This is a genomic window from Opitutaceae bacterium (genome assembly GCA_015075305.1).
Taxonomy (GTDB): domain Bacteria; phylum Verrucomicrobiota; class Verrucomicrobiia; order Opitutales; family Opitutaceae; genus UBA6669.
Window position 1 is genome coordinate 1,020,693 of record JABTUS010000001.1, and the last position, 25,278, is coordinate 1,045,970.

The window sequence follows — 25,278 nt, forward strand, 5'->3', positions numbered from 1 at the left end:
TTCCTCCTTGGTTCTCATGTGTCCAATTTCTGGATACGTTCCGCCCTGAGCTGCGCCGCCCCGGTTTCCGGAAAACGCTTGAGACGCGGATCGCGCAGGAGCTCGCGATAAGTGGCCAGCGCGTCGCCCGCCCTGCCCAGCCGTTCGAGCACCTCCCCGCTCCGCAGGTAGGCTTTCGCCACCCAGGCGTCGTGTTTGCGATAGCCGACATACAGCCGCTGAAAATGCGCATGCGCCTGCGCCAGACTTTCCGCATCGCCACGCCTCACGAGCATCTCACCGAGGGCAAACAGACTCTCCGCCGTCGCGGGTCCACGCCAGGATCGGTTCGAGGCAATGCGCTCAAACTCGCCTTTTGCCTCGTCCCAGCGTTCCAACGCGAGCAGCGCGCGCGCCCGACCCAGCGTCGCCTCCCTGAGCCGGTGGGTCGCGCCCGCCTTGTCGATCGCGTCGCGGTAGTGTTCGAGCGCATGATCGGCCCCGCCGCGCTGGAGCGCCAGGTCGCCGAGCCCAACGTACCCGAAGTCGGCAAACGGCGACCGCGGGAAACGCTCGACCAGCGTTGAAAAATATCGCGCGGCCAGCGCGGTGTCTCCGTCGCGCAGCAGCAGTTCGCCCAGTCGTCCGAGCAGTCCCGCCGGCAGCGCCTCGATCGCTGTCCCCGCAACAATCCGCTTCAGCCGTTGTTCGCTCTCCGCTGTCCTGCCGCGCAGGGAGTCGATTTCCGCCTGAACAAATTCCACTCGCGCACGGGCGGTGGCGGACATCCTTGTCTCCGATGTCAGCAGCACCTTCGCAGCATCAAACGCCCCGGATCGCTCCGTTGACGGATCCGGCGCGTGCGTCTTCGCTGGCGCGCTCCCGCCGGATGCCGTGGCGTTTCGCAGCCGGGTGCCACCTGACTGCGCCACAGCCACCTTCGCCAGTTCGAGGAGCACCCGCTCCACGGTGTCGCGCCCGGGTTCCGCAAGTTGCGCGCGAATCAATCCCGCCATCGTTTCAATCGCCTCCGCATGCCTGCCCTGCCGCCCCAGCAGACGGCCGATCCAGTAGGCGGCATTGACCGCGAAGGCATGGTCGGGTCGATCCGCAGCCAGCTTCCGCCAGCGCTCGACGGCCTCGTCCGCCTGATCGTGGGCGACAAGGAGGCGGGTAAGTTCATCCATCGCATAACCGAGTCCCTCATCAGCCAGCGGGTGGCCAAGCGCTTCACGAAAGCTGGCGACCGCTTCCTCCTCCTTGTCCTGGGCCGCCAGAATGTCACCGCGCAGGGAAAGCACCTCACCGCGCTGCGCATGATCGTCGGGGAAATCGCCGAGCCAGCGGTTCGCCAGCTCCTCCGCGATGGTGTGGTGCTGCAAGGAATACTCCGCCGCCGCCAGCCGGTATCGGGCGTCGGCGACAAACCGGCCGTCGGGAAACTTCCCCAGATGCTCCCTGATCTCCAACGCCGCCCGCGCCGCAGGTCCCGTGATCAGTCCGGCCATCGCCCGAAGATAACCCGCATCCTCGGCGAAGCGCCCTTCGGGAAACGCCCCGAGATACCCATCCGCAGCCCGTCGCGCGTCTTCATGGCGGCCCGCTGACATCAGGGCATGCGCACGCATCACTTGCAGAGGCTCGGACAACTCCGGCGGCGGTGCGCTCTGCAGGGCCAGTTCCACGAACTCCATCTGCGCTTTGCCTTCGCCACGGGCCTCCGCCTTGGAAGCCGCGAGCATAAGAACGGGAGCTGCGAGCGTTCCCTTGGGAAACTCGCCCGCAAGGCGGCGCGCGGCGGCCAGCGCCTTTTCGGAGCGACCCGATTCAGCGCAGGCGGCGACCAGCCCCGCGAGCGCGCGTTCGATCACGGATGCAGGCGCGGGCGGTGACTGCGTGGAGAGGCGCGCAAAGACGAGGGCGGCTGCCCAGACGTTTCCGCGACGCTGAAACGCCTCGCCGCGGCGCAGGAGCACGAGTGCGTCGTGGTCCGCCATCCTCTCGATTTCAACAACCGCCGCGCGAATGCGTGCACGCGCTGCCTCCAGCCGTTGAATCGCATCCGCTTCCGCCGCACGCGATTCAGCCCCGGACTTCCAGCGTTCCAACCGCCGCTCCAGCCGGCGATCCTTCTCCCGTTGCATTGCAAGCACGTCCTCCCGCAAACGCACCGTCCCGTACGCCGCAAGCGCCGCGGCGGGGTCGTTCCGAGCCATCGCCACGTCACCCAGCCGGATGCTCAGCAGATTGAGCGCCGCCATGTTGTCGACCAGGCCCAGCGCCGGACGCAGCACATCGAGTCCGCGTTTCGCTTCATCGAACTGCTGCTGGTCAAGATGCAGCGCAATCACCGCCATCGCCGCCTCCGCCCAGGCTTCATTGCGCGGCGAACGCTCCAGGTGGCGATGATAGGCGCCGATAGCCACGTCGGCCTGCCCCGCCTCCTGGGCTGCCATCGCCTGATACAGCGACGCCCTGTCCGCGTATGACGCAATCTCTGCCAGACGCGCAAACTCGTCCGCAGCCTCCTTAAATTTCCCAGACGCCGCCCGAGCCAGCGCCGCCAGCCAGCGCGCGTCCGTCGACACTGCCCCCGGGCTTTTCGATCCGGACGCAGCGAGCGGCAACGCGATTTGAAGCGCCCGCTCCGGATTGCCCGTGCGATAGTGCGCAACCGCCGCCGCCAGCTTCAGGCGCCCAGGATCCACCGCGCGCGGCAGCGCTTCTCCACCATCCACTCGCGACAACACCCGATCCAGCAGTCTCGCCACATCGGCATCGCGGCCGGCACCCTGAGCCGTCTCGGCCTCCGCCAAAATCTGCACGAGGGGAATAGTCAACGCACCCGTACCTGAGGTGCGTACTTCGATGTTTTCAGCCGCCAAAACGAGATTCCCGCACACTAAAGACACGAAAATCGAATGGACTGTGCGATGTGTAAGCACCTTTAGCATGGCAACTAGTGATTTGTTGCATTATCATTGCATGATTGTCGAGCCAAATTTAGCAATTTATTTTCAACAATCATTCTGGTCTCGGCCGAATCGATCTCATTTCCTGAACCAATGCCTGCTTCCTTCGAGCGCTTCAGTCACGAGGCCATGGCGACATCCTTCGACGTCTTCATCGCGGGCCATCCGAAGGCGTACGCGCGGCAGGCGGCCGAGGAGGTTTTCCTCGAACTCGACCGCCTGGAAAGCGAGCTCAGCCGTTACGTGGAATCCAGCGACATCTCGCGCGCGAACCGTCTTCCGCGCGACGGATCGACGATCATCGGCGAGGACGCCCTGCGCTGCCTGCTGATCTCCGCGGAGATTTCCGCCGCCACGGATCGCGCCTTCGATCCAGCATACGCGTCGCGCAGGGGACCCGACGACAAGCCGGACGATCCGCTCTATGCGCTCGACCCCCAGTCGCACACGCTCATCTCGCTGGTCGAGCGCCTGCATCTCGATCTCGGCGCGGTCGGCAAGGGCTACGCGCTCGACTGCATGATGGAGCGTCTGCGCGAATGGGACATCACGACCGCCTGCGTGCAAAGCGGCGGCAGCACGGTGCTGGCCATGGATCCGCCACCCGGCAATCGCGGATGGCCGGTTGGACTCGGCGAGCCGCCCGCCTATCGCAGCTTTCCACTCATGCGCCGTGCCCTGAGCGGCTCCGGCCTGGCAGTCAAGGGTTCACACTTGATCGATGTGAAGTCTGGCGCACCGGCTTCACGCACGCAGCGCACCTGGGCCTTCGCCCCCACCGCCGCAGTGGCCGATGCGCTCTCCACCGCATTCTTCGTGATGACGGACGATCAGATTCGCGAGTACTGCAGGACTCACGCCGACATCGGCGCCGCAATCGCCACCGCCGACGCCCGCATCGAGGTGTGCGGGCTCGTGCCGTTCGAGTAATTGCGAGCACCCGGTCGAAACCCTGCATGTCCTGTTCAACGACGCTCCGCCACATCCATCCACCACACGTGATTCTTTCGACGGTTACTCGGGCCGGGCGGAAATCGAATCAATCCTTCCGTCGCTGATCTCGGATCGCACGAGCATCGTGGCGCGTTCAAAGGTCAGGCGATGCCGGTGGACGCCCGGGCCATCGTCCTTCGCCGCCTGAACACGTTCGATTTTCTTTAATGCGCCATACTCCAGAAAATCCTCCCTGATCCGGGCGCGATGCGGCGCGACCTCACCTGTCAGCTTCGCCGTTGCGATATCATCCAAGGCGCCACCATCGGCAAAGCGTTCGATCACCCGCCTGAGCACGGCGCTGACCTGTGGCGCATCATCCTCAATCGCAACCGCGGGTTTCCTGACGGGGTATCCAGGCCATGAATACTGCTCTGCAATGGCTTCGAGGATCCTCGCCATCATGCCCGCATTCTCGTTGGCATTCATCATCACCACGGCGCCGCGGCCTCCCGAGACATAGGCGACAAGCTGTGTGTCGAAGCCCGCATTCCGGCCTCCGTGCTCGAACCGCTTCAGCGGTCCGTCCCCCGCGATCACCCAGCCGAGTCCCTGGTTTCCGGATTGTCGCGTGAGCATTTCTCCGGCGACCTCCTTCCCAAGGATCGCCCCCGCCCCGCCCGCCTGCGCATCCTGAACCGCCATCGCAAACTTCGCGAGGTCCGTCGGCGTGGTCCACAATCCGGCCGCCGCCAGCTCCGGGTGGACGAACCAGCGCCCCTCCAGCACCCGCGGGACCCTCCCCAGGCGGTGACCGCTAGCGGCGCGGCCGGCGAGCATGGCCGGCAGGGGCTGCTCGAAGGCGCTCGCCGACATCCCCAGCGGCGCCAGCACGCGCGAGCGCATGTACGCGGCAAACGGCACACCCGCCGCCTCGGCCGCCATCTGCTGCATCACAAGGTATCCACCACCTGAATACATTGTCCGCGAACCGGGGACAGCCTCCACGCGCACCGGCTGGGTGTTCGCCGGTGGCGCGCCGTCGAGAATCTGGAGAACGCCCGCCGCGACGCGCTCGCTCGCGTAGCCGGGAAAGCCCTTGACCGTGAGCCCGGCGGAGTGACTCAGGATCCGCCGCAGCGTCACCTTCTCCTCCCGCGTGAGTTCATTCTCCGGCACCTTCCAGGCCTTGAGGTGTGCGTTGACATCGCCATCGAGCGTCAGCCTGCCGTCCTCCACCAGACGCAGCGCGCCGACCGCCGCCACCGGCTTGCTCACCGAGCCCGCCTGAAAGAGCGTGCCGATGGAGACGGGCTCGGACAGTCCCGCCTCGACCACGCCATATCCCCTCGCCTTGACGATCGCACCGGCATCGAAGACGGCGATGGACACCCCCGGCACCCCGCGGCTCTCCATGAGTTTCGCAATGCGGTCATCGACAGCATCCGCGCGTGCGACCAGCGGCAGCGAAATGCCCATGGCCATCACTCGCATCAAGACCTTGATCAACTTTCCGGCTGGATTCATCGGTTCGTCAATCGTGTGCCCGAATGGCCGTCCGGCGAGCGCGAATCGCCGCGATCCCGGCTCGACCCGTCGCGCAGAATCAGCCATTCCAACCTTCCTATGCATTCCCCCCTTCCCACGTTCGCATTGATCGCAACAGTTGCCATTTTCGCTCCAGGCCTCCAGGCCCAGCAGGCCTCCCTCGTCAAGAAATGGGAGACCGAAGCCACGCTGCTGACACCTGAATCGGTCCGCTTCGACGGCAGACACAAAGTGCTCTATGTTTCCAACGTCGAGGGCAGCGAGCCATGGACAAAGGATGGCGCGGGCTCGATCGCCAAGGTGGGCTTGGATGGAAAGGTGATCGCCGCGCGATGGATCACCGGTCTCGAGGCCCCCAAGGGCATCGGCCTTCACAAGGGCAGGCTCTATGTGGCCGACATCGACCGCGTCGCCGTCATCGACATCGCCAAGGGCGTCATCGAGCGTTTCATTGAGGTGCCAGGGTCCAAACGACTCAACGACGTCTCAGTCGATGCCTCCGGAGATGTCTACGTTTCCGACATGGGCGGCACCAAGATCTACGTCATAAGGAACGGATCTCCTTCCGTGTACCTTGAGGGATTCAAGCGACCCAATGGTGTTCTTGCGCACAAGGGGTCGCTCTACGTGCTGGACGCGGAGAACCTCCTGAAATTCGGGAGCGACAAGAAGCGCGAGGTGATCGTGGACGGCCTTGATCCCAGTTCGGACGGCATTGAGCATGTGAAGGGCGACACGTTCCTTGTGACCTGCTGGACGGGCCTCATTTATCTCGTGGAGGGACACGAGAAGGCACTCCTCCTCGACACACGTGCTCAGAAGAGCAATACGGCGGACATCGGTTACGACGCGAAGACGCGCACCGTGTACGTGCCCACGTTCTTCAAGAACTCCGTCGCCGCGTACGATTTGAAGCTGAAGTAGACGATCGGACCCGGGCATCCCATCCGATCGCCCAGACTCGCCACATACCTCGGTTGGATTCCACCGATCTCCCGTTGGATTCCATTCCTCGTTGGATTCCATCCATCGCCCCTCCGCTGGAGGGGCATGCTTTGTCATGCCCAGGGCTCGCGCTTCGCGCCACGCCGCCGGTCCGCATTCTCATCGACACATTCCACTCCCTCTTCTCCTTGCTCCGCATGAAATTTTTCCGGCGCTGTTTCGCGATACACGTCCCCAGGGCACGACGGAGCGTGCCCCTCCAAAACGCTGAATGAGTGCGCCGGTTGTTCAATGCGCTGATTGTGCGCACCGGTCAGCTGACAGCCCTACACAAAGGCAACGTTTTGGTTGGCGAACCGGCTCGCGTTCGGCAGGACGACCGGGAGGTCGGTGGCGCTCACGCCGAACCAGCGGGCGAGCGTGGCGCTGTATTCGTCAACGCTCGTCGTCGGAATCCACTGCCCGCGCGTGCCGGTGTCCTGGCTGCCCTTCAGCTCGAGATTCGGCATGGCACCGTAGATGTGACCTCCAAGGGGTCTGCCCCTAATGTTTGTGGTCAACACTGCTCATTTCACCGATCGCAGCACTCTCAGCATCTCGGCATGAAGCCGTTCGTTGCTCGCCACATACCGGCCACGATCCTGGCGCTGCGGAAGTTCGCCACCCTCATAGTCCGTGACCCTACCGCCCGCTTCACGCGCAATTAGCAGCCCTGCCATGACGTCATACGGCTTGAGGTTCTTCTCCCAGAAGCCATCCAGACGCCCGGCCGCAACATAGCACATGTCGAGCGCCGCGCTTCCCAGGCGACGCTCGCCGCGGATGCGACGGACGAACGCCCCCCATTCGGCAAGATTGTTGTCGGGATTGCTGTGCTTGTCGTACGGAAATCCGCTGGCAATCACTGCATCGATCAACTTCTCAGTCTGCGATACCTTGATCGCCACGCCATTCAGCTGCGCTCCCATGCCCTTTGTCGCGGCGAACAACTCATCCCGCGTCGGATCATAGACCACACCCAGCAACGGATCCCTGTCGCGCGTGGTCATGGCAATGCTGGTGCAGAAATACGGAAACTTGCTCGCAAAATTGACGGTTCCATCGATCGGGTCCACGAACCAATGGCAAGGTGCATCCTCGGCCGGCACGCCCTGCCCGCCACCCTCCTCGCCCACGATGTGGTGACCAGGGAAGCGAGCCAGGAGTTCACCTACTATGAATGCTTCTGTCTCCGTGTCCGCCGAGGTGACGATGTCTATGCGGCTCGTCTTCATCTTCGACTCGATCGGCGAAGCGAAATGCCTCATCACGATCTCACCCGCGCCGCGCGCAATCGCAGCCACCTCATTGAGTACTACCGATAAATCGTCGACGGCATTCATGTAAGTCAGCCCTGTCAGGATCAGCCAGCATCCGGTTCCTGCACAGGAGAAAATGATCGTCACAGGCAATCACGCGTGCGCGCAAGGTTCGAAGCGGGCCGACCGGAGCTGCCGCGTGGGCAATTCCGAAGACGCAAGCCCACCCACCCGTGCTCACCGGTGCGCGCCCGGTGATATGCGGCCGACGTCGCGACTGATTGATCTGTCCCGCCTCAGCTCTTCCTCAACAGAGCGTCAAATTGTTTCAACGCGTTCTGTGGACCGCCAACCTTCGCGCTGTCGATCAAGACATTGCCTGCAGGATCCGTGACCACGAGCTGCGGAATAAAATTAGAAAAGAGCCGGTTGACGACCTGCATCTGCGGCTGCCGGTCCTGCGGCACGGTTCTCCAGGAGAATCCAATCTCTTTGGCATAGACCTGCATGTCCTTGGGCGTGCGATCGCCACTGATGAAGAACACTTCGAACGCGTTCGGATGCTTTGCCTTCGCAGCGTTGTAATATTTGAGAAACCCGGGTGAAAACGCGTGGCAGGGACCGCACCAGCCGGCTCCGCGGTAGAACATGTAGTACTTTGGCTCCTCCTTCGAATTGAAAGCGACCGCCGCACCTGTCAGCGGATTGACCAGCTTTCCGCTCATGTCCTCGTAAACGCGGCTGGGAAACGCCTTCGGGTCGGCGATGCGACGCCGGGCCGCGTCGAGAATGTCGGTGTCGCGAGGATTCGCATCAAAGAGGAAATTCCCCTTTTCGTAGGCAAGCAGAAGCTGGCTGCCTTCAATGCCAACCAGGATCGCCTTCTCGCCAGCCTTGATTTCACCACCGGAGAGTCGCTGCGGAGAGGTGAGCTTCACCCGGTACGGCCACAGCTCCTTGCGCTGCAGGATCTGCGCGTAGGTCAGTGCGCGCTGCTCGGGCGTGAGCAACTTGACCGCGGCCTCGGCCGCCGCCAGCACGTCGGTGTCATCCGCCGCCACGGTGAACACGCTGCGACCGTCCGGAGTTTCCAACTCCACCTGCGTTCCGCGCAATGAGACCAGCGTGAGTTTCTGGCCCTCGGAAATGGCGGGCATGTTGCGGAGCTTGACGGCTTTTTTGATCGTTACCTGGGCTGGAAGCAGCTCCGGTCGGCGCGAAAGTTCCTGAAGCGTGAGATCCTGCGCGATGGCCGTGGATGCCAGCAGGCCAAGGGCGAAGGACAGGATTGTGCGGGTTTTCATGGATGGTGTGACAAGTTGAGTGGGGAAATGTGCGAAATTCAAGTGGCGGAAAAAAGCGGGCTCACGTCGAAAATTTGGCGTCACATGCTGCGGAAAATGCCGCCCCGCGCGAATGCGCGCCTATTTTTTCTTCCGAGCATCGAGAGCGTCCTGCCTAGCCTTCGCCTTCGCATCGGCCGCGGCCTTTCGTTTCGCGGCCGCTTCTGCAGCGGCGGCTTTGGCTCTGCCAGCCGCTTCCGCCTTCTCAGCCGCCGCCTTTTCCTTTGCCGCATGCGCGGCGGCCGCCTCCTGCTCCTCGAGGATGCCAATGTCGTCAAACCAGGTGTTGAAGGTTGTGTCCGGGGAGGGTGTCACCGTGACGCGCGTCATGGGTCCCACACCGTCGCCCGCCACCGCGGGTCCCACAAACACGATGCGGCCGTCCTCCAGGATTTCCCACTCATCGGCATCCTTTGGTGCGGTGCTGACTCCCCAAGGCAGCGCTCCCCTGGCCAGGCGGGTGTGGGAAGGCGTGTTGATCCACTGAACACCGCGGGATGAAAAACGCGCAACCATTTCGCCGTCCAGGTAGAAGGCAAGCAGGGGAGTGTTTGGATTGGCGGGATCGCGCGGGGAACCGCGAATGATCAGGTGACGATTGTCTGGCGTGAACGCCAGCGGAACCCCCGAGGAACGCCGCGCCGGGACAAACCGTCCGTCGATGTAGATGGTATTGCCCTCGTTTCCCGTCCGCGCATTGGCCGCCAGGTGTTTGGAATCCGGGCTGAAAACCGCGGCTTCTCCAAACGCGCCTCCTGAACCCTTGATCTCTCCATCGACCCAGAACTCCGCCTCGGTCGGCCCCTTCACGGCATAGTACGCGATGCGGCGGCCATCGGGACTGATCTCGAGCCGAAAGACATTCCTGTGCGGCGGCGAGACCCTGCCGGCGTGGTGGATGTTCAGGACATTGGGCCCCGCGCCATAGGCGAACAGGTTTCCCGTGTCTCCGAACGCGAGACCACGCATGACGGCATGGCCTTCATCCTCCACGCCGTTGTTCACGAGGAAACTTTTCGAGTCGCTTTCGGCAATGTAGAGGCACATCGACGAATCAGGCGTGAAATAAATGTCGCTGACCGAGCCGTATTCCCGGTGCTTCTTCCCTTCGAGAACGACCCACTGGACCTTGTTCATGTCACGACTGCATATTGCCGCCCACCGTTTCCCGTCCGGACTGAACCGGATGTCGCGCACACCCACGAGGCCGGGCACGCGTTTGCCATTCAGGAAGAGCGCCTGCTCCGGGTCGTACTGGATCTTCTGAACCAGCGCGGCAATGTCGCCATTCGCGCTGATGCGGAATCGCTCAATCGTCGCCTTCGTATCAAGCACGACCTTCCCATCCCGGAGAAGCTTCTGCTCGCCACGCCCGCCGGTGGAAACGACGACGTGCTGGCTGTCGGGCGAAAAGCGCGCGCGCTCCGCCGTATACCCCGGCTCCGTGCCATCGATCACGAGCAGCTTTTCGAGCGGCTGCTTTGCCCTGCCACCGTTGAGTATCCACCGCGAGCCATCCGGACTGAAAAAAAGCGGCGGCGTGCGGTCGAACGGCGGCGTGACCGGCCTGCCATCCATCATCAACCGATTCGACTGCATGGTGTCGCCGGTATGGCTGTAGAAAAACAGGTGGTGGCCGTCGGGGGAGAACTGCAGGAACTGCACAGGCGGTGCCACCAATGAGTGCTTTGCCCGAAACATCTCCTTTCCGTCGGCAATCACGATGACCTCTTCGCCGCGCCGGCCAGCGTAGGCGAAGCGAAGCCCATCCGCACTGAATACCACTGTTCCGGGATTTGAGATGCTCTGTCCGATGACAATATCGGCATCGTTGAATTGGGGCGCGACATGGCATGCCGCCTTGAGGATATCGTCAAAGGGTTCACCATCGACATTGTCGATCGCGACATACCACCGCCCCTCCTTCTGGTGGGTCGTGGCCAGTCGGGAACCTCGCGGACTCAAGGTGTAGCTCATGCCCGGAGTCCACGCCGGTCCGACGATCTCCTGGACAACCTTGTGATGCGGTGCCTGCGCCAGGACAAACGACTGACAAACGAGGCATACCAGGAGCAAAGAGCCCAATCCGCTGACCTTGTTCATTCTGTAAAATGGGGTTTTGAGGAAAGTGGTCCGCAAAGCTTTCGTGAGCGAATAGCTGAAGCAGATACAACCCTGATAGCCCGACTCGCAGAGAAATGACAACAGCCAACTCCGCCCACCGCCGCCTTGGTCAAACCTGGCACAATCGAGCACGGTAGAACCAACAAACAATTGAAACTCCCATGCCTGCAACCACAAACATTAGGGGCTGACCCCTTCTGGTATTTTCGGCGAATACTTCGATCCGGGGTTCGGCGGTCGGCACAGGGTTACCCCTTCGCGGCCAGCATCGAGGCGATGCTCGTGCTGCCGTCGGGCATGATGCGGAAGCGTTTCGCCGCACCATCCGCGATTCCGATGAAGGTGAACACGCCGTCGGCACCCATCTCAAAGGGCATGGTGAGATTCGGAATGCTTGTAATTTTCTCGACGGGCCTGCCATCCACCATCACCTCGTAGCCACCGCCGGCGATGAAACGAAAGTAGATGATGTGGTTGCCGTCCGGGGTGAAGAACGGCAGGCTGTAAAGCGCGGTCATCGGATCGACGAGCCTGCCGTTGACCACAAGACCCCGCTTGCCCGCGTCGCCGTTCACCGAGCCGAAGTGCGCCACATATTTCCCATCGGGGCTGAAGCGGAATCGCGGCTTGTCTTGGCCGTCGATGAAGTTCGTTTCGTAGACATTGACCCCCTTCTGCTCCACACCGTCGAGATAGAGGGAGAGGAATCCTCCGACAAAGCCGTTGAAACCGTAGTGGCTGCCGTCCGGGCTGAAGCCGAGGTAGCTCGCGCCCCGCACCAATGTCGCCTTGCCATCGACGACGACACTCGCGTTGGGCTGGCCCATGACCTGGGCGATGTAGCCGATGCGTTTGCCGGCTCCGAGCACCAGTTGAATGCCCTGATAACCGTCCGACTCCTCATCCTCGACCAGGAGAAACTGGCCGCCGGCCGAGTAGGAGCGGGCGAGGTAGAGCGCCTTTGCGGAGTCCGCGGTGAACTGCAGTCCCTCCACCTGATCGTAGAGCTGGCCCTTCCTGCCGTCGATGAGCACGAACTTCCTTGAGCCACCGGCCGTGCAGAGCGCGGCGTAGCGTTTGCCGTCGGGGCTGAAGATCACCTTGTCGATCGAATCGCAGTCGCTGCCCGGGATCTTCTTGCCACCGGAGCCGAGAAAAACTCCCGGTGTTCCGCGGCTTCCGCTGAGCACGAGGAAGTTGAGTCCACCGCTGGACATGTGCACACTGTGGATCAGGGGCGCGCGCGAGGCCTGCTTGCCGTTGATCAGCAGGACATCCGTGTCCGGCAGGTGGCCGATCGTGAGGACGTTTTTTCCGTCGGGCGAGAACTGCGGCCTGTCACCTTGGAAGCCGACGTTCCTCCCATCAACCATGAGCAGGGAACCCCGTCTTTCATCGTGTTTGGTGAACATCGCCACGTAGCGCGACTCGTCCGGACTGAACACCGGGGCGAGGGTGATGCCATTCGTCGGGTCGCTCGCGACGCCGTCCACCACGAGCTTGTGCACACCGCCCGGCTCGGCGGGAGTCACATACCAGAAACGCTTTCCGCTCGGGGAAAACCCGAAGAGCGGGGAAGGAAATGGGTTGAGGCTGTCATTCGCCGGAGCGCGGGCAATCTCCTTGCCGTCGAGGACAAGGATGACGTCGGTCCCAACGAACACCGTGTAGGCGTGGCGCTTGCCGTCACTGGAGAGCGCCTTGTGGCTGGGGTCGGTGACTTGGTCGAAACGCTGGCCCTCGACACCGTCGTGGAGATACACCCGCCGGCTGCCTTTGGGCGACGGTATCAGGACATGCAGGCCTGGCTGGCTGACGGCGTTGGCACCGTGGGAGGCGAAATTCTGACCCTGGGGCAGGATGACGACGGACTCGACTTTGGCCTGGGCGAAGGCGGACAGCGCAAGCACGCTGTACAATCCGACGGAAACAATTGCGAATGGAACGGAGTTCATTGGATTGAAAGCGTAGGAATTGGCGACCGCAAAGGGATCCCGGCTGGATGGTCGGACTTCAGCCGACAACCGCGGACCGGAGCACCGCGACGCATCCGAACGACGTATCGTTCGGCATTCCTACGAATGATTTTCGATGGATCGGGATTGAGTTGCGAGTAAAAACGCGGTTCTCGGGATGGGAGCCGCGGTGGGTGTCAACTGCATAGCATCTCGCGGAGAGCAATGACAAGTGCCAACGCCAAGGGCCGCGGCGAACGATCCGCTCACAATCACAGACAAGCCCAGGCGACTTGCAGCACTCAGCCCCTATTGTTTGTGGTTGTCCTTGCTGCGATATGTCTTTCAGATGTCTTCTTCAGCGGCCTGCTTCTTTAATTTGCTGACGCCAAGCAGCGGGGATTCACTACCGTTCAAACGGTAGCCTTGACACCGGGAGGGGGGTCCGGCACTTCAGTCACCTCTTAATACTTCACTGCCATGCAACCGACTTTTCGACCGCACCGCAAAAAACGCGCCCGCAAGATTGGATTCCGCGCCCGCAAGGCCACGGCCGGCGGCCGCAAGGTCCTCAGCTCCCGGCGCCGCAAGGGCCGCAAGCGGTTGACCGTCGTCTAATTGCGCGTTCGGTCATGCGTTTCCGCGCCGAGCAACACCTGCGGCGCCAGCGCGATATTCGGGCCGTTCGTGAAAAGGGCCGCCGAATCGAGTGTGGCGGTTTTACACTTTGGTATCGGCGTCGTGACCATGACGAACTCGGCACCACGTCTTCGGAAAATCACGTGGTTCCGCCTTCTCTTCGCCGGGTCTGTGTCGTGGCGTCGACCGCAGCCGTCGGCCCAGCAGTGCAACGCGCACGCGCCAAACGGCGGCTGCGGGAGGTTTTTCGAAACCAACAGGAGCACGTTCCCCCTGGGTATGACTTGCTTCTGGTAGCCCGGCGCTCTCTCAATGGGCTTGAATATCGGGAAATCGAACGAAAGTTCATCGACGCCTGTCCCCGACTCGCTCCACACGCCGCATGATCCCGCTTGAGAAGCCCCCGTCCAAATCCGCCCGGGGCCTGCGGCTGCCCTCACGGATGGCTTCCGCCGTTCTCCAGAGTGCCATCCGTCTCTACCAGCTCACCCTCTCGCCCACCCTGCCACTGATCCTGGGGCCTGGCTGCGGCTGCCGCTTTCATCCAACCTGTTCCCACTACGCGCAGGAGGCCGTGCAACGCCACGGTCCGCTCCGCGGGGCCTGGCTCGCAATCAAACGCATCGCGCGCTGCCATCCCCTCCACGCCGGCGGAGTCGACTTTGTACCAGCCGTCACCCGCGCGGGTTCGCAACCCATCTGTCGCGCCGTGTCGGTCCCATCACTTTCCATCGACCCATCTTCCACCCAATCTTCACTTAATGGATAAGAAGAACCTGATCATCGGCAGTGCCCTTCTGATCTTCGGCTTCGGCCTCATGTACCTGATGCCGAAACAGGCGCCGCAGGTCACACATCCGCCAGCAACGGCACCTGCTACCACCACCGCACCGGCATCTCCCGGCGGCGCCAGTTCCGGCGCGACCATCTCCGCCGGCGCACCCGCCGCGCCGGCAACGACCGAGTTTGCCGCACTTTCCAAGGAGGGCGCGGAGGCCCGCGTGGTTGCTCTCAGCAACGACTTCATCGAAGCGCGTTTCACCGACGCAGGCGGCGCGATCCTTGACGTCGCCTTCAAAAAATACGCCGCGGTCCAGGGACAGCCCCAGCCGTATGTTTTCAACCTGCTTCACACCGACCCCATGCTGGCCTTCACCGACTTTCCCGGTGTCGACCGCAACGCCCGTTTCAAGCTCATCTCCTCAAGCGCAACCGAAGCCGTTTTCCAACTCGTCATGGACGGCCAGTTGGAAGTCACCCGCCGCTACTCCATCCACCCCGCCGGTGCCACTCTCAAGGAGGGCGAGGACCCCTATGAGATCCGCCACGAGACAACGTTTCAGAATCTGACCGACCAGACACTCACGCTGCCCCGCGCAGGAATCAGTCTCGGCACCACCTCGCCCGTCAGTTCGATCGACTACGGTCAGTACCTCAACGTTGGCTTCTACGACGGCGACAAGTTCCATCACACGGAACGCGCGCAGCTCGAGGGCGGCGGCTTCCTCTCCAATTTCGGCGTCGGCTCACGCGCGCCCAAGCCGGTCATCGAGGAGCACGGCACCGTGCAATGGGCCACGGTCAAGAATCAGTTTTTCGCCGCAATCTACGCCCCCGACCAGCCGGGAATCGGCACGACCATCCGTCGCGTCGAACTGCCTCCGATGGTCGACAGCTCCCGCGCCAACATCGGCATCTCCGGCACCGCGCGTTTCGATCTCAAGGCGCTGCCCGCCAGGGGATCGGAGAAAATCGGGGGCGATTTCTACGTCGGCCCCAAGGAATACAAGCGCCTCGTCAGCCTCGGCCGCAACGAGGACAAGGTGATGCAGTTCGACCTGTATTTCTTCAATCGCATCCTGCTCAGCGGCTACGTCGGACCTTTCCTCCTGACGCTCCTGCATGGGGCCCATTCAATCGTTCCGAGCTGGGGCGTGGCGATCATCCTGATGACGCTCTTCCTCAAGGTTATCACCCTGCCCTTCACACTCGCCGCCTCACGCGCGTCCAAACGCATGCAGAAACTTCAGCCGCTGCTGAAGGAGGTCCGCGAGAAGCACAAGGACAACCCCCAGAGGCTGAACCAGGCGACGATGGAGATCTTCAAGGAGCACAAGGTCAACCCGATGGGCGGATGCCTGCCGATCCTGATCACGATTCCGCTCTTCGTGGGATTCTTCGCAATGCTCCAGAGCGCCTCCGAACTGCGTTTCGCGCCGTTTCTCTGGGCGTCCGATCTCTCGGCTCCCGACACCGTCGCCCGCATCTTCGGCCTTCCCCTGAACATCATGCCGCTGCTGATGGGCGCGACCATGGTCGTGCAGATGCGTCTCACGCCGACGCCCACGACGGACAACATGCAGGCGAAGATCATGCAGTTCATGCCGATCATCTTCACCCTGTTCTGCTACAATTTCTCGTGCGCCCTGGCGCTCTACTCCACCGTCAACGGTCTCTTCACCATCGGCCAGCAGCTCATGGTCAACAGGTACACCAAGGACGTCGACCTCGTGCAGCCCGCCACCGCGCCCCTCGGCGGCAATCCCTGGAAGAAAACCAAGAATGTGACGCCTAAGAAGCGCTGATCCCGCGCGCCGCACCATCCCGCATCCACCATGGCTGGCCACAACAAATGGTCCAAGGTCAAGCGGCTGAAAGCCGTGTCCGACGCACGCAAGGGCAAGGTGTTTTCCCGGCTTTCGCGCGACATCACCCTCGCCGCCAAGGCTGGCGGCGGTGATGTCGAGGGCAACGCCCGGCTGCGCACCCTCGTGCTCAAGGCGCGCGAAGCCAACATGCCCGCGGACAATGTCGACCGCGCCATCAAGAAAGGCACCGGTGAATTGCCGGGCGTGACCTACGAGGATGTCATCTACGAGGGCTACGGACCCGGGGGCGTCGCCTTCATCGTCAAGGTGACCACCGACAACAAGACCCGCTCCGCGCAGGACATCCGCTCCATCTTCTCCCGTTACGGCGGCAACCTCGCCGCCACCGGCGCGGTCGCCTTCCAGTTCCTTCACGCGGGCCAGTTCCTGATTGCACGCGACCAGTCCGGCGAGGACCGCCTGATGGAGCTGGCGCTGGAAGCCGGAGCCGACGACGTGATCACCACCGACGACGGTTTCGAGGTGCGCTGCGACGTTCACGTTTTCGACAAGGTGCTGCACGCGCTGGATCACGCGGGCATAAAAACGGTGAGCGCCGAAATGGCGTACATCCCCAACAGCACTGTCCCTGTGGATGCAAGACTGGCAGAGTCCGTCGAGAAGCTGCACGACGCGCTCGACGAGCACGACGACGTGCAGCAGATTTTCTCCAACGAGGAGAGCGGCTGACCGGCCGCGTCAGCCATGACCGACGACGAAAGCCAGAACAGCACGCTGCTTCGAACGCACGCCAGTGTGGGCGTCGTCGTGCCCCGCGACTACACATCGACCGAGCCCTTCGTCTTCGAAAGCGGCCAATCGCTGCCCGGCTTCACGCTTCGCTACGAAACTTACGGCACACTCAACGCAGAACGCAGCAATGCGGTTCTGATCTGTCACGCTCTCAGCGGCGACCACCATTGCGCCGGTGTGCACTCACCGGCCGACCGCAAGCCAGGCTGGTGGAACAATCTCATCGGCCCGGGAAAGCCGGTGGACACCAACCGCTTTTTCGTCCTCTGCGCCAACGTCATCGGCGGCTGCCAGGGCTCCACCGGACCGCTGTCGATCGATCCCGACACCGGCAAACCCTACGGCATGCGTTTTCCCTTCGTGACGATTCGCGACATGGTGCGCACCCAGAAACGCTGGCTGGACGGAATCGGAGTGCCGTCAATTCACGCCGTCATCGGAGGATCGATGGGCGGCATGCTCGCGCTGCAATGGGCCGTGGAATTCCCCGGCCTGGTCAACCGGGTCATTGTCATGGCCACAACCGCCCGGGAGAGCGCCCAGGGCATCGCCTTCAACGAGGTCGGACGCCAGGCCATCATGCAGGATCCCGCCTGGAACCAGGGAGATTATCCGGGAAACGGCGGCCCGCGCGTCGGCCTGGCGATCGCCCGCATGATGGCACACATCACCTATCTCAGCGACGCCGGTCTCGACCGGAAATTCGGCCGCAGACGCCGCCATCGTCACACGCCGCGGATTCCTGCCACTGTCGCAGCACCCGATGCCACCGCGATCGGAGCCGGGGAGCCCGAAGCGGACTCCAGCGCGCAGGATCCAGCCTCGGCGGCTGATTTCGAATTCGAGATCGAAAGCTACCTGCGCCACCAGGGGCAGAGCTTCATCAACCGGTTTGACGCGAATTCGTACCTCTGCATCACGCGCGCCATCGATCATTTCGATCTGGCTCCCGGCGACGTCACCCTCGAGCAGGCGTTTGCACCAGTCCAGGCGGAAACCCTCGTCATCGGCTTCACGAGCGACTGGCTGTTTCCTCCCGAGCAGAATCGGGAGATCGCCCTCGCGCTCCTGCGCGCGGGAAAGAAAGCGAACTATGCCGAGCTCAACACCGATCTCGGACACGATTCCTTTCTGCTCGAGTCGCCCCAGCTCTACAACCTCGTTCGGAGTTTCCTCGAATAACACCCGCACCTTGGGGGGACGGCCGCGCTTCATTGCCGTCATCGAGGCGTCATCGAAATCCCAATCCAGCGTGGCGGCCAATCCGCGCTTGAGCAGACAGGGCGACCCTGTTGAATGCCTGTCCCCATGCTTTCGCGACTCCGTTCAGCCATCCGCTTTCAGGAAAGCGGCCTGCTGGTCATAATTCTGGTCCTGGGAATCCTGCTGACAATATTCAGCGGAACCGTCCGCACCCCGGAGTTCAGGATCGCCGACGACGGCACACGGGAACGGGTGTTCACGGTGGACAAGAATGGCGAGCGCGTCCCGTCATTCGTGGAGCGCAACAAGTTTCTAAACGCCCAGAACCTTGCGCAGCTCGCCAAGGACACCAGCTTCATCGCGATCATGGCGGTCGGCATGGCATTGGTGATCATTTCCGGCGGGATCGATCTTTCCGTCGGATCCATCTACGCTCTTGCCTCGGTCACGGGTGCCTTGGTGATGCATGCCTACGGCGCCGATGGGTCACATCCCGATTCACCCGGCCTCGGCATTTTTCTGGGCGTGGCCACCTGCCTGGGCGTGGCGGCGCTTTGCGGTCTGCTCAATGGCGGACTCACCGTGGCTCTTCGGGTGCACCCTTTCATCATAACTCTCGGCTCCATGGCGATTCTGCGCGGGGTGGCTTTTGTGGCCACAAAGGGACAGTCCGTCGGCAGCTTTCCTTCCGGCTTCCGCGACTTCGTTCGTTTTGAACCCGGGCAAAACATCAGCATCACTCCCCTCGCTGTGATGGTCCTGGTGACCATCCTCGGCTGGCTCTTTCTCTCCCGACTCACCGCCGGTCGGCGTGTCTATGCCATCGGTGGAAACGAACTCGCGTCGCAATTCAGCGGCATACGGGTGAACCGCGTGAAACTCGGTGTCTATCTGTTCTCCGGGCTTTCCGCGGGCGTCGCCGCACTCCTGTCCCTGGGCTACTACGGCGCGGCAACATCCGGCGACGGCCAGGGCTACGAGCTCAATGTCATCGCGGCAGCGGTCGTGGGCGGCGCAAGCCTGACGGGGGGCCGCGGCACGGCGCTCGGCGTCGTGCTTGGCGCACTCATCATTCAGATGATCAGCAGCGGCATAGTCATTCTCGGCATTGATCAAAACTACAGTCAGATCATCATCGGCACCGTTGTGATCGCCGCGGTCGTTCTGGACAATCTCACCATCTGGCTGCAGCGGCGTCGCACGCTGCGAACCTCGAACTGATCCGCCTGTCCAAACATCAAACACCCTTCTCCACCTCCATGAAAATACTCCGTCCCCTCCTCGCCAGCATCGGCTTCTGCCTTGCGGCCGCGCTGGCCCTCGCGGCCCCGCGCACCATCGTCATCGGCCTCGTCGCCAAATCCCAGGGCAATCCCGTCTTCCAGGCCGCGCGCGTCGGCGCTGAGGATGCCGCCCGCGAGCTCAGCAAGAAAGACGGGCTCAACATCAGGATCGACTGGCGCACGCCAAACGAAGAGGACGCCCAGAAGCAGGCCGAGGCGATCGAACAGCTCGTCCTTGCCGGTGCGGAAGGAATTGCCGTGAGCTGCTCCGACGCCAACAAGCTGACGGACGCCATCAACTCGGCGGTGCGCAATGGCGTTCCCGTGGCCACCTTCGACTCCGACGCGCCGGACAGCAAGCGGTTCGTAACCTACGGCGTTGACGACATCGAGTGCGGCAGGCAGGTCATGGCGGAACTCGCCAAGCTGATGAACGGCAGGGGTGTCGTTGCCATTCTGGCGGGCAATCAAAACGCACCCAACCTCCAGAAACGCGTGCAGGGCGTGCGCGAGGAGGCGAAAAAATTTCCGGGCATCACGATCCGAAGCGTTTATTACCACAAGGAAACTCCCCAGGACGCCGCAGCCAAGGTCGAGCAGGTCATGCAGGCAAACCCCGACATCACCGGCTGGGCGATGATCGGCGGCTGGGCGCTGTTCACGGAAAACGCCCTCAACTGGCAGCCCGGGACCGTCAGGTGCGTCTCCGTCGACGCCCTTCCCGCGCAGCTTGCCTACATTCGGAGCGGGCACGTGCCGGTGCTGCTCGCCCAGCAGTGCTACGCCTGGGGACACCGCTCCGTCGAGCTCCTGATCGACAAGATCGTCTTCAAGAAGAACCCGCCCGCAGTCAAGGAGATCAGCCCTCTCATTCCGGTGACCAAGGACAACGTCGACGCGTTTGCGAAGAACTGGGAAACCTGGCTGCCCTCCTCCCGCTGATCCGCTTCCGACCGCCGCCACGGCATGGCCTTCCTCGAATTTCACGGCATCGGAAAACGCTTCCCCGGCGTGGTCGCGCTCGACCAGGTCAGCTTCTCCGTCGAGCTCGGATCCTGCCATGCGCTGATCGGCGAAAACGGTGCGGGAAAAAGCACGCTGGGAAAGATTCTCGCCGGTATCTACCAGGCGGATACAGGGACGATCCGACTGGATGGCCGGGAGATTTCCGCCGCCACACCGCTGGAGGCGCGGCGACTCGGCATTGCCATGGTCCACCAGGAGCTCGCGTTCTGCCCCAACCTGAGCGTCGCCGAAAATCTCTGCCTGGGTGACATGCCCGCGCGCCGTGGCTGGGTCGACCGCCCCGCCCTGCGCGCCCGCGCGAGGACCATGCTCCAGTCGATCGGGGCGGAAATCGATCCCGACCGGCTGATCGGATCGCTCTCCACCGGACTCGAACAGCTCGTGCAGATCGCCGCCGCCGTTGGCACTGGCGCCCGGGTGATTGTAATGGACGAACCGTCCAGCTCGCTCTCCGCGGGCGAAACCCGCGAACTTTTTCGCCTGGTGCGCGACCTCGTCAAACGGGGCATCACGCTGATCTACGTCTCGCACCGGCTTGAGGAGCTGTTCGCGCTCTGCGACACCATCACGGTGCTTCGCGACGGGCGGCACATTTCGACGGAACGCATTGCCGAGACCAACCAGAAGCGCGTGGTCAGCCAGATGATCGGACGCGAACTGCGCGTCGAAACGCCCGCGCATCTGTCGCGCAGTCCAGGGCCGGAGTACCTTCGAGTCGAGGGACTCAGCTCCGCCGGGAAATTCTCGGATATCAGTTTTTCCGTGCGCGCCGGTGAAATCGTCGGCTTTGCCGGGCTCGTCGGCGCGGGTCGCAGCGAAACCGCGCAGGCGGTCTTCGGACTCGATCCGAACGCAACCGGCCGGGTCGTCGTCAAGGGGACGGCACTCCCGGCGGCTTCGATCGACGCCGCGCTCGCCGCAGGCATGGGTCTCCTGCCCGAGGACCGCAAACGCCAGGGGCTCGTGCTCGGGCTCAATTGCCGCGAGAACACTTCACTTGCCGTTCTGCCGCTCCTGTCCCGCCTTGGCTGGGTCAGACGTCGCCGCGAGCGATCGCTCGCGGAAAAGTACGCCGCCCGTCTGCGCGTCAAGGCGCCAAGCGTCGAGACGCTCATCGCCGGACTGAGCGGCGGAAACCAGCAGAAGGTGGCGCTCGCCAAATGGCTGGCGCGCGAATGCGACGTTCTCCTGATCGACGAGCCCACCCGCGGCGTGGATGTCGGCGCGAAGGCGGAGATCTACCAGCTCCTCGACGAGCTCGCCTGCGAGGGCAAGGCCATCCTCATGGTGTCTTCGGAGCTTCCGGAACTCCTCGCCCTGTGCAGCCGCATTCTCGTGATGCGCGCGGGAAGGCTGGTCGGGGAGGTCCCTCGCGCCGAGGCGAGCGAAGCCAGCCTCATGCATCTGATGGCCGGTGTGGATTCAGACGCATCGGCATCCGTCGCTCAATAGTGCTTTCCCTTTGCGGTCGGCTGCACACCGTGGTGGGGTACCGTCATGGCCAGCCAGCCCGCCAAACGCACTGTCGACATGCAGATCATCGCCGATTGGGTGACACCCCGGTCGCGCGTGCTGGATCTTGGCTGCGGTCGCGGCGCGCTCCTGGAGTTTCTCATCCAATCCAAACAAGTGGACGCCGTCGGGGTGGATCTCGACGTCGAGAAGGTCACCCGCTGCATTCAGCGCAAGGTCACCGTTTATCAGGGCGACATGATGGATTTCATGCGGGCGTTTCCCGATTCGCATTTCGACCGAGTCATCTGCTCACGCACGCTCGAGGTGTTGAACGCGCCGGCTGCGGTCATCGCCGAGGCCCTGCGCGTCGGGAAATCCATGACGGTCGGCTTCGTGAACCATGGCTACTGGAAAAACCGGTTCGGCTTCGCCTGGCTGGGACGCAAGCCCCGCAACGAGGTCTACACGACGCCCTGGTACGAGAGCACGCCCGCCAATCCGGCGACGATTGCGGACTTCGAGGAATTCTGCGCCGCCAAGGCGATCCGCATCGCACGCCGTTTCCACCTCCGCGGCAACTGGCAGACCCGCTGCACCCACCAACCCAATCTCCTCGCTGGATACGCCCTGTACGATCTCGCCCAGTAGGACGCGAGATTGCCCCTGTGCGCCATCGGCTTGCGAAACTGGACCATAGAGTCGACGCAGGTGCAGATCATGGTTCGAGCACCAGAACGTCAGTTCCCGTAAACCCGGCCATCCCCCGATCGAACGTGACGAGCCGCAGCCCATGCCCGCGGGCGAAGGCGGCAAGATAGGCATCGGTCCATGTCTGATGCGCTGATCGGTTGGTGCGGCTGTATTCGCGCCAACGGATCTCGAAGCCGTCGGGTTCGGGCAGAAATATGACTTCTTCCCTGCTCAACAGCCCCTCATACTCAATCCATGCACGGGCCTGCGTAAGCACATGCGGACCCATGATCGCAGGATTCGTTGTGTGGCGCAGGAATGCCAGTTGCGTAATCCGGCAGAATGCCAGGGTTTCCCTCGAATGCGCAGCCAGCCAGCGGCGCGCGACGGCGTGATGGGCATGCCCCTCAACAAAAAGCGCCAGCCAAAGATTGGCGTCGGGCAGAGTCGTCTCAGACGACATCGTCAAGCTGCTCCCTGCTTGGGCGGACGACAAAGTCACCCTTGCAGACCAGCGTGGGAAACGCTGCGGAGCGCCTGCGCCTCGACCCGCCTGCACCGCGGCCGTCCCTCAACTCGCGCTTCAGCGCGCTGATCACCACGTCCTTCAGGCTTTGGTCGCGCAAGGCGGCAACTGCCTTGGCTTCGCGGAAAAGAGGGTCAGGCAGGTCAATGGTGGTTCGCATAAAAGCACATTTATGCCTGTCCATGTTTTCGTCAAGCGCCTCGCGGTGCCGGCACATTGGGCACGCATCCTTGACGCTCGACATGCGGTGCCAGCGACCACACCTGACGTGCAAACGCCGTCACAGGGTCAAATTGCAGGTCTGACTGGAAACAGATCCGTGTGCCCGTACTCTGCGATGGATCCGCAGTCCCTTGCCGGTCCGATCAGGCGTAAACGCTGCCGACCGGGAGGTTCGACGGGCTCCAGCCGCGGCGGTAGGTCGGATACAGGAGCGCGTTGGCTTCGGGCAGGGAGGTCTTCATCGCCACCGGATCCCACGTGAACTTCTTGCCCACGAGGATGGAAAGCGTGCCAAGCGCAACCATCTCGGAGAATGGCACTGCGTACTCGAAATTTGAGCCGGCATGCGACGGATTGTTCGCCCGAATCGCCTGCGTCCATTCGAGATGCGGGTTTCCAATGGGATTCGGACGCGGGTACGTGCGGGGCGGCAGGCGTCCGCTTTCAACGAGCTCCCGGTGCTTTGCCTCAGGGATGAATCGCGGGCTGTTGCAGTAGTCATTGCCGTCGTAAACCGTGCCCTTGCTGCCGATGATGAGCTGGCCGCCCTTGGCCAGCTGGCGGCTTTCTTCCATCTCAGCCGGCTTTGCCGGCTTCCGCCCACCTTCGTACCAAGTCAGCTTGACCGGCGGCAGCGACCCACGCGCCGGGAACTGGTACTCCACCACCGCGGACTTCGGGAACGCAATGGGGCTCGGCTGCTCAATCTCCTTCAACTCAACCGATGTCGGTGCACCCAGTTTCAGACTCCAGAAGGCCGCGTCCATCAGGTGACACGCCATGTCGCCCAGGGCGCCGCAGCCATAATCCTTGAAGCCGCGCCAGTTGAAGGGATGTATCTCGCTGCTGTACGGTTTGACAGGCGCACGCCCAAGGAACTCGTCCCATTGCAGGCCGGGGGTCAGCGGCTCCTCTGCAGGCCACTCCTGGAAACCCTGCGGCCAGATCGGGCGATTGGTCCAGATGTTGACCTCTCGAACGTCACCCAGCAGCCCCGCCTCAAACCACTCGCGCACCAGTCGAATGCCCTCTCCGGCGTGGCCCTGGTTGCCCATCTGCGTGCACACGCCGCTGGCACGCGCCAATCGCAGGAGTTCACGTCCCTCAGCAACCGTTGGCGTCAGCGGCTTCTGCACATACACGTGCTTGCCGAGCATCATCGCCATGTAGGCGGGAAGGAAATGCATGTGATCGGGCGTGCTGACACAGACCGCGTCGATCTGGTCGTCCATCTCGACCAGCATCTTTCTGAAATCCGTGTACCGCCTCGCATTCGGGTACGCCTCAACAACCTTGGCCAGATTATTCTTCGTCCGCCCCTGGCACTGCCAGTCGACATCGCAGAGGGCCACAACATCCTCCAGGTCCTTGTAAACCATGATGTCGCTGAACCCCTTGCCACCGCAGCCGATCTGGGCGATGCGGATCTTCGCGCCTGGAGCGATCGCGCGGGGTTTGCGCGGCGCCCGGCTCAACGAGGCACAGCCTGGAAAGCTCAGCAGTGCCGCGGTGGCGGCGGAGAAGGCAAGGAAGTCGCGGCGGGTAAGGTAGGACGAGGACATGGGATGGAAGGTTGGGTTGAATGAGTCTCACCCGACCGGACATGCATTCGCATGACCGGTCGAATCGGGACCAGCGGCGTCAATGGGCGCGCATCCCGTAAAGAAATGGAGATCGACGCCCGTTGGCAAGATTCCGCATGTGAACCCTGAAGAATTTCCGCCGGCACCCATCTA

21 protein-coding genes and 1 pseudogene are annotated in these 25,278 nt (G+C 62.8%); 12 read left to right on the forward strand and 10 right to left on the reverse strand.

From position 1 onward, the window contains the following. Nucleotides 1-14: 14 nt before the first annotated feature. Nucleotides 15-2,819 carry a tetratricopeptide repeat protein gene (locus HS122_04410; protein MBE7537634.1) on the reverse strand — a complete coding sequence of 935 codons (2,805 nt, stop codon included), beginning with the start codon at nt 2,817-2,819 and terminating at the stop codon, nt 15-17. Nucleotides 2,820-3,044: 225 nt separating this feature from the next. On the opposite strand from HS122_04410, the gene HS122_04415 reads away from it, so the two are divergent. Continuing rightward, nucleotides 3,045-3,881 (forward strand): FAD:protein FMN transferase, encoded by an 837-nt coding sequence (locus tag HS122_04415; GenBank protein MBE7537635.1) that lies wholly within the window; start codon nt 3,045-3,047, stop codon nt 3,879-3,881. An 84-nt stretch (nt 3,882-3,965) separates the two neighbouring features. Here the strand turns inward: HS122_04415 and HS122_04420 are convergent, their stop codons facing one another. Continuing rightward, complete coding sequence (locus tag HS122_04420) at nt 3,966-5,411, reverse strand: beta-lactamase family protein (protein ID MBE7537636.1); 1,446 nt, start codon at nt 5,409-5,411, stop codon at nt 3,966-3,968. Between the two features lie 99 nt (nt 5,412-5,510). Between HS122_04420 and HS122_04425 the strand changes: the two genes are divergently transcribed. Beyond that, nucleotides 5,511-6,356, forward strand: a complete 846-nt coding sequence (locus HS122_04425; GenBank protein ID MBE7537637.1) for an SMP-30/gluconolactonase/LRE family protein — start codon at nt 5,511-5,513, stop codon at nt 6,354-6,356. A 347-nt stretch (nt 6,357-6,703) separates the two neighbouring features. Here the strand turns inward: HS122_04425 and HS122_04430 are convergent, their stop codons facing one another. The 5 genes and pseudogenes from HS122_04430 to HS122_04450 form a co-directional block, all read right to left on the reverse strand. Then, nucleotides 6,704-6,886 (reverse strand): hypothetical protein, encoded by a 183-nt coding sequence (locus HS122_04430; GenBank protein MBE7537638.1) that lies wholly within the window; start codon nt 6,884-6,886, stop codon nt 6,704-6,706. Nucleotides 6,887-6,943: 57 nt separating this feature from the next. Next, the gene (locus HS122_04435) at nt 6,944-7,759 is read right to left on the reverse strand and encodes an inositol monophosphatase (protein ID MBE7537639.1); all 816 of its coding nucleotides are present in this window, start codon (nt 7,757-7,759) and stop codon (nt 6,944-6,946) included. Between the two features lie 212 nt (nt 7,760-7,971). Next, on the reverse strand, nt 7,972-8,979 hold the full coding sequence (locus HS122_04440; GenBank protein ID MBE7537640.1) for a hypothetical protein: 1,008 nt from the start codon (nt 8,977-8,979) through the stop codon (nt 7,972-7,974). Nucleotides 8,980-9,135: 156 nt separating this feature from the next. Next, a pseudogene (tolA, locus tag HS122_04445) lies at nt 9,136-9,270 on the reverse strand (cell envelope integrity protein TolA). Nucleotides 9,271-11,390: 2,120 nt separating this feature from the next. Then, nucleotides 11,391-13,097, reverse strand: a complete 1,707-nt coding sequence (locus HS122_04450; GenBank protein MBE7537641.1) for a PD40 domain-containing protein — start codon at nt 13,095-13,097, stop codon at nt 11,391-11,393. 480 nt (nt 13,098-13,577) lie between these two features. On the opposite strand from HS122_04450, the gene rpmH reads away from it, so the two are divergent. From rpmH to HS122_04500, 10 genes are all read left to right on the forward strand, one after another. Beyond that, nucleotides 13,578-13,715 (forward strand): 50S ribosomal protein L34, encoded by a 138-nt coding sequence (gene rpmH / locus HS122_04455; GenBank protein MBE7537642.1) that lies wholly within the window; start codon nt 13,578-13,580, stop codon nt 13,713-13,715. Beyond that, complete coding sequence (rnpA, locus tag HS122_04460; GenBank protein ID MBE7537643.1) at nt 13,715-14,122, forward strand: ribonuclease P protein component; 408 nt, start codon at nt 13,715-13,717, stop codon at nt 14,120-14,122. The genes rpmH and rnpA overlap by 1 nt, the downstream gene beginning before the upstream one ends. A gap of 56 nt (nt 14,123-14,178) precedes the next feature. After that, nucleotides 14,179-14,505, forward strand: a complete 327-nt coding sequence (gene yidD, locus HS122_04465; GenBank protein MBE7537644.1) for a membrane protein insertion efficiency factor YidD — start codon at nt 14,179-14,181, stop codon at nt 14,503-14,505. Beyond that, nucleotides 14,498-16,321 carry a membrane protein insertase YidC gene (gene yidC, locus HS122_04470; protein MBE7537645.1) on the forward strand — a complete coding sequence of 608 codons (1,824 nt, stop codon included), beginning with the start codon at nt 14,498-14,500 and terminating at the stop codon, nt 16,319-16,321. Before yidD ends, yidC begins: the two co-directional genes overlap by 8 nt. 30 nt (nt 16,322-16,351) lie before the next feature. Next, nucleotides 16,352-17,074, forward strand: a complete 723-nt coding sequence (locus HS122_04475; protein ID MBE7537646.1) for a YebC/PmpR family DNA-binding transcriptional regulator — start codon at nt 16,352-16,354, stop codon at nt 17,072-17,074. A 15-nt stretch (nt 17,075-17,089) separates the two neighbouring features. Continuing rightward, nucleotides 17,090-18,319, forward strand: coding sequence for a homoserine O-acetyltransferase (locus HS122_04480; GenBank protein MBE7537647.1), 1,230 nt, complete (start codon nt 17,090-17,092; stop codon nt 18,317-18,319). Between the two features lie 126 nt (nt 18,320-18,445). Then, nucleotides 18,446-19,561, forward strand: a complete 1,116-nt coding sequence (locus HS122_04485; GenBank protein ID MBE7537648.1) for an ABC transporter permease — start codon at nt 18,446-18,448, stop codon at nt 19,559-19,561. A 38-nt stretch (nt 19,562-19,599) separates the two neighbouring features. Next, nucleotides 19,600-20,565, forward strand: coding sequence for a substrate-binding domain-containing protein (locus HS122_04490; GenBank protein ID MBE7537649.1), 966 nt, complete (start codon nt 19,600-19,602; stop codon nt 20,563-20,565). A 24-nt stretch (nt 20,566-20,589) separates the two neighbouring features. After that, complete coding sequence (locus tag HS122_04495; GenBank protein ID MBE7537650.1) at nt 20,590-22,101, forward strand: sugar ABC transporter ATP-binding protein; 1,512 nt, start codon at nt 20,590-20,592, stop codon at nt 22,099-22,101. 78 nt (nt 22,102-22,179) lie between these two features. Continuing rightward, on the forward strand, nt 22,180-22,752 hold the full coding sequence (locus HS122_04500; protein ID MBE7537651.1) for a methyltransferase domain-containing protein: 573 nt from the start codon (nt 22,180-22,182) through the stop codon (nt 22,750-22,752). A 67-nt stretch (nt 22,753-22,819) separates the two neighbouring features. Here the strand turns inward: HS122_04500 and HS122_04505 are convergent, their stop codons facing one another. The 3 genes from HS122_04505 to HS122_04515 all read right to left on the reverse strand — a co-directional run bounded on the left by HS122_04505 (nt 22,820) and on the right by HS122_04515 (nt 25,104). Next, nucleotides 22,820-23,257, reverse strand: coding sequence for a PIN domain-containing protein (locus HS122_04505; GenBank protein ID MBE7537652.1), 438 nt, complete (start codon nt 23,255-23,257; stop codon nt 22,820-22,822). Continuing rightward, nucleotides 23,247-23,480, reverse strand: a complete 234-nt coding sequence (locus HS122_04510; protein MBE7537653.1) for a hypothetical protein — start codon at nt 23,478-23,480, stop codon at nt 23,247-23,249. Before HS122_04510 ends, HS122_04505 begins: the two co-directional genes overlap by 11 nt. A 205-nt stretch (nt 23,481-23,685) precedes the next feature. Continuing rightward, nucleotides 23,686-25,104, reverse strand: coding sequence for a Gfo/Idh/MocA family oxidoreductase (locus HS122_04515; GenBank protein MBE7537654.1), 1,419 nt, complete (start codon nt 25,102-25,104; stop codon nt 23,686-23,688). Between the last annotated feature and the right edge of the window lie 174 nt (nt 25,105-25,278).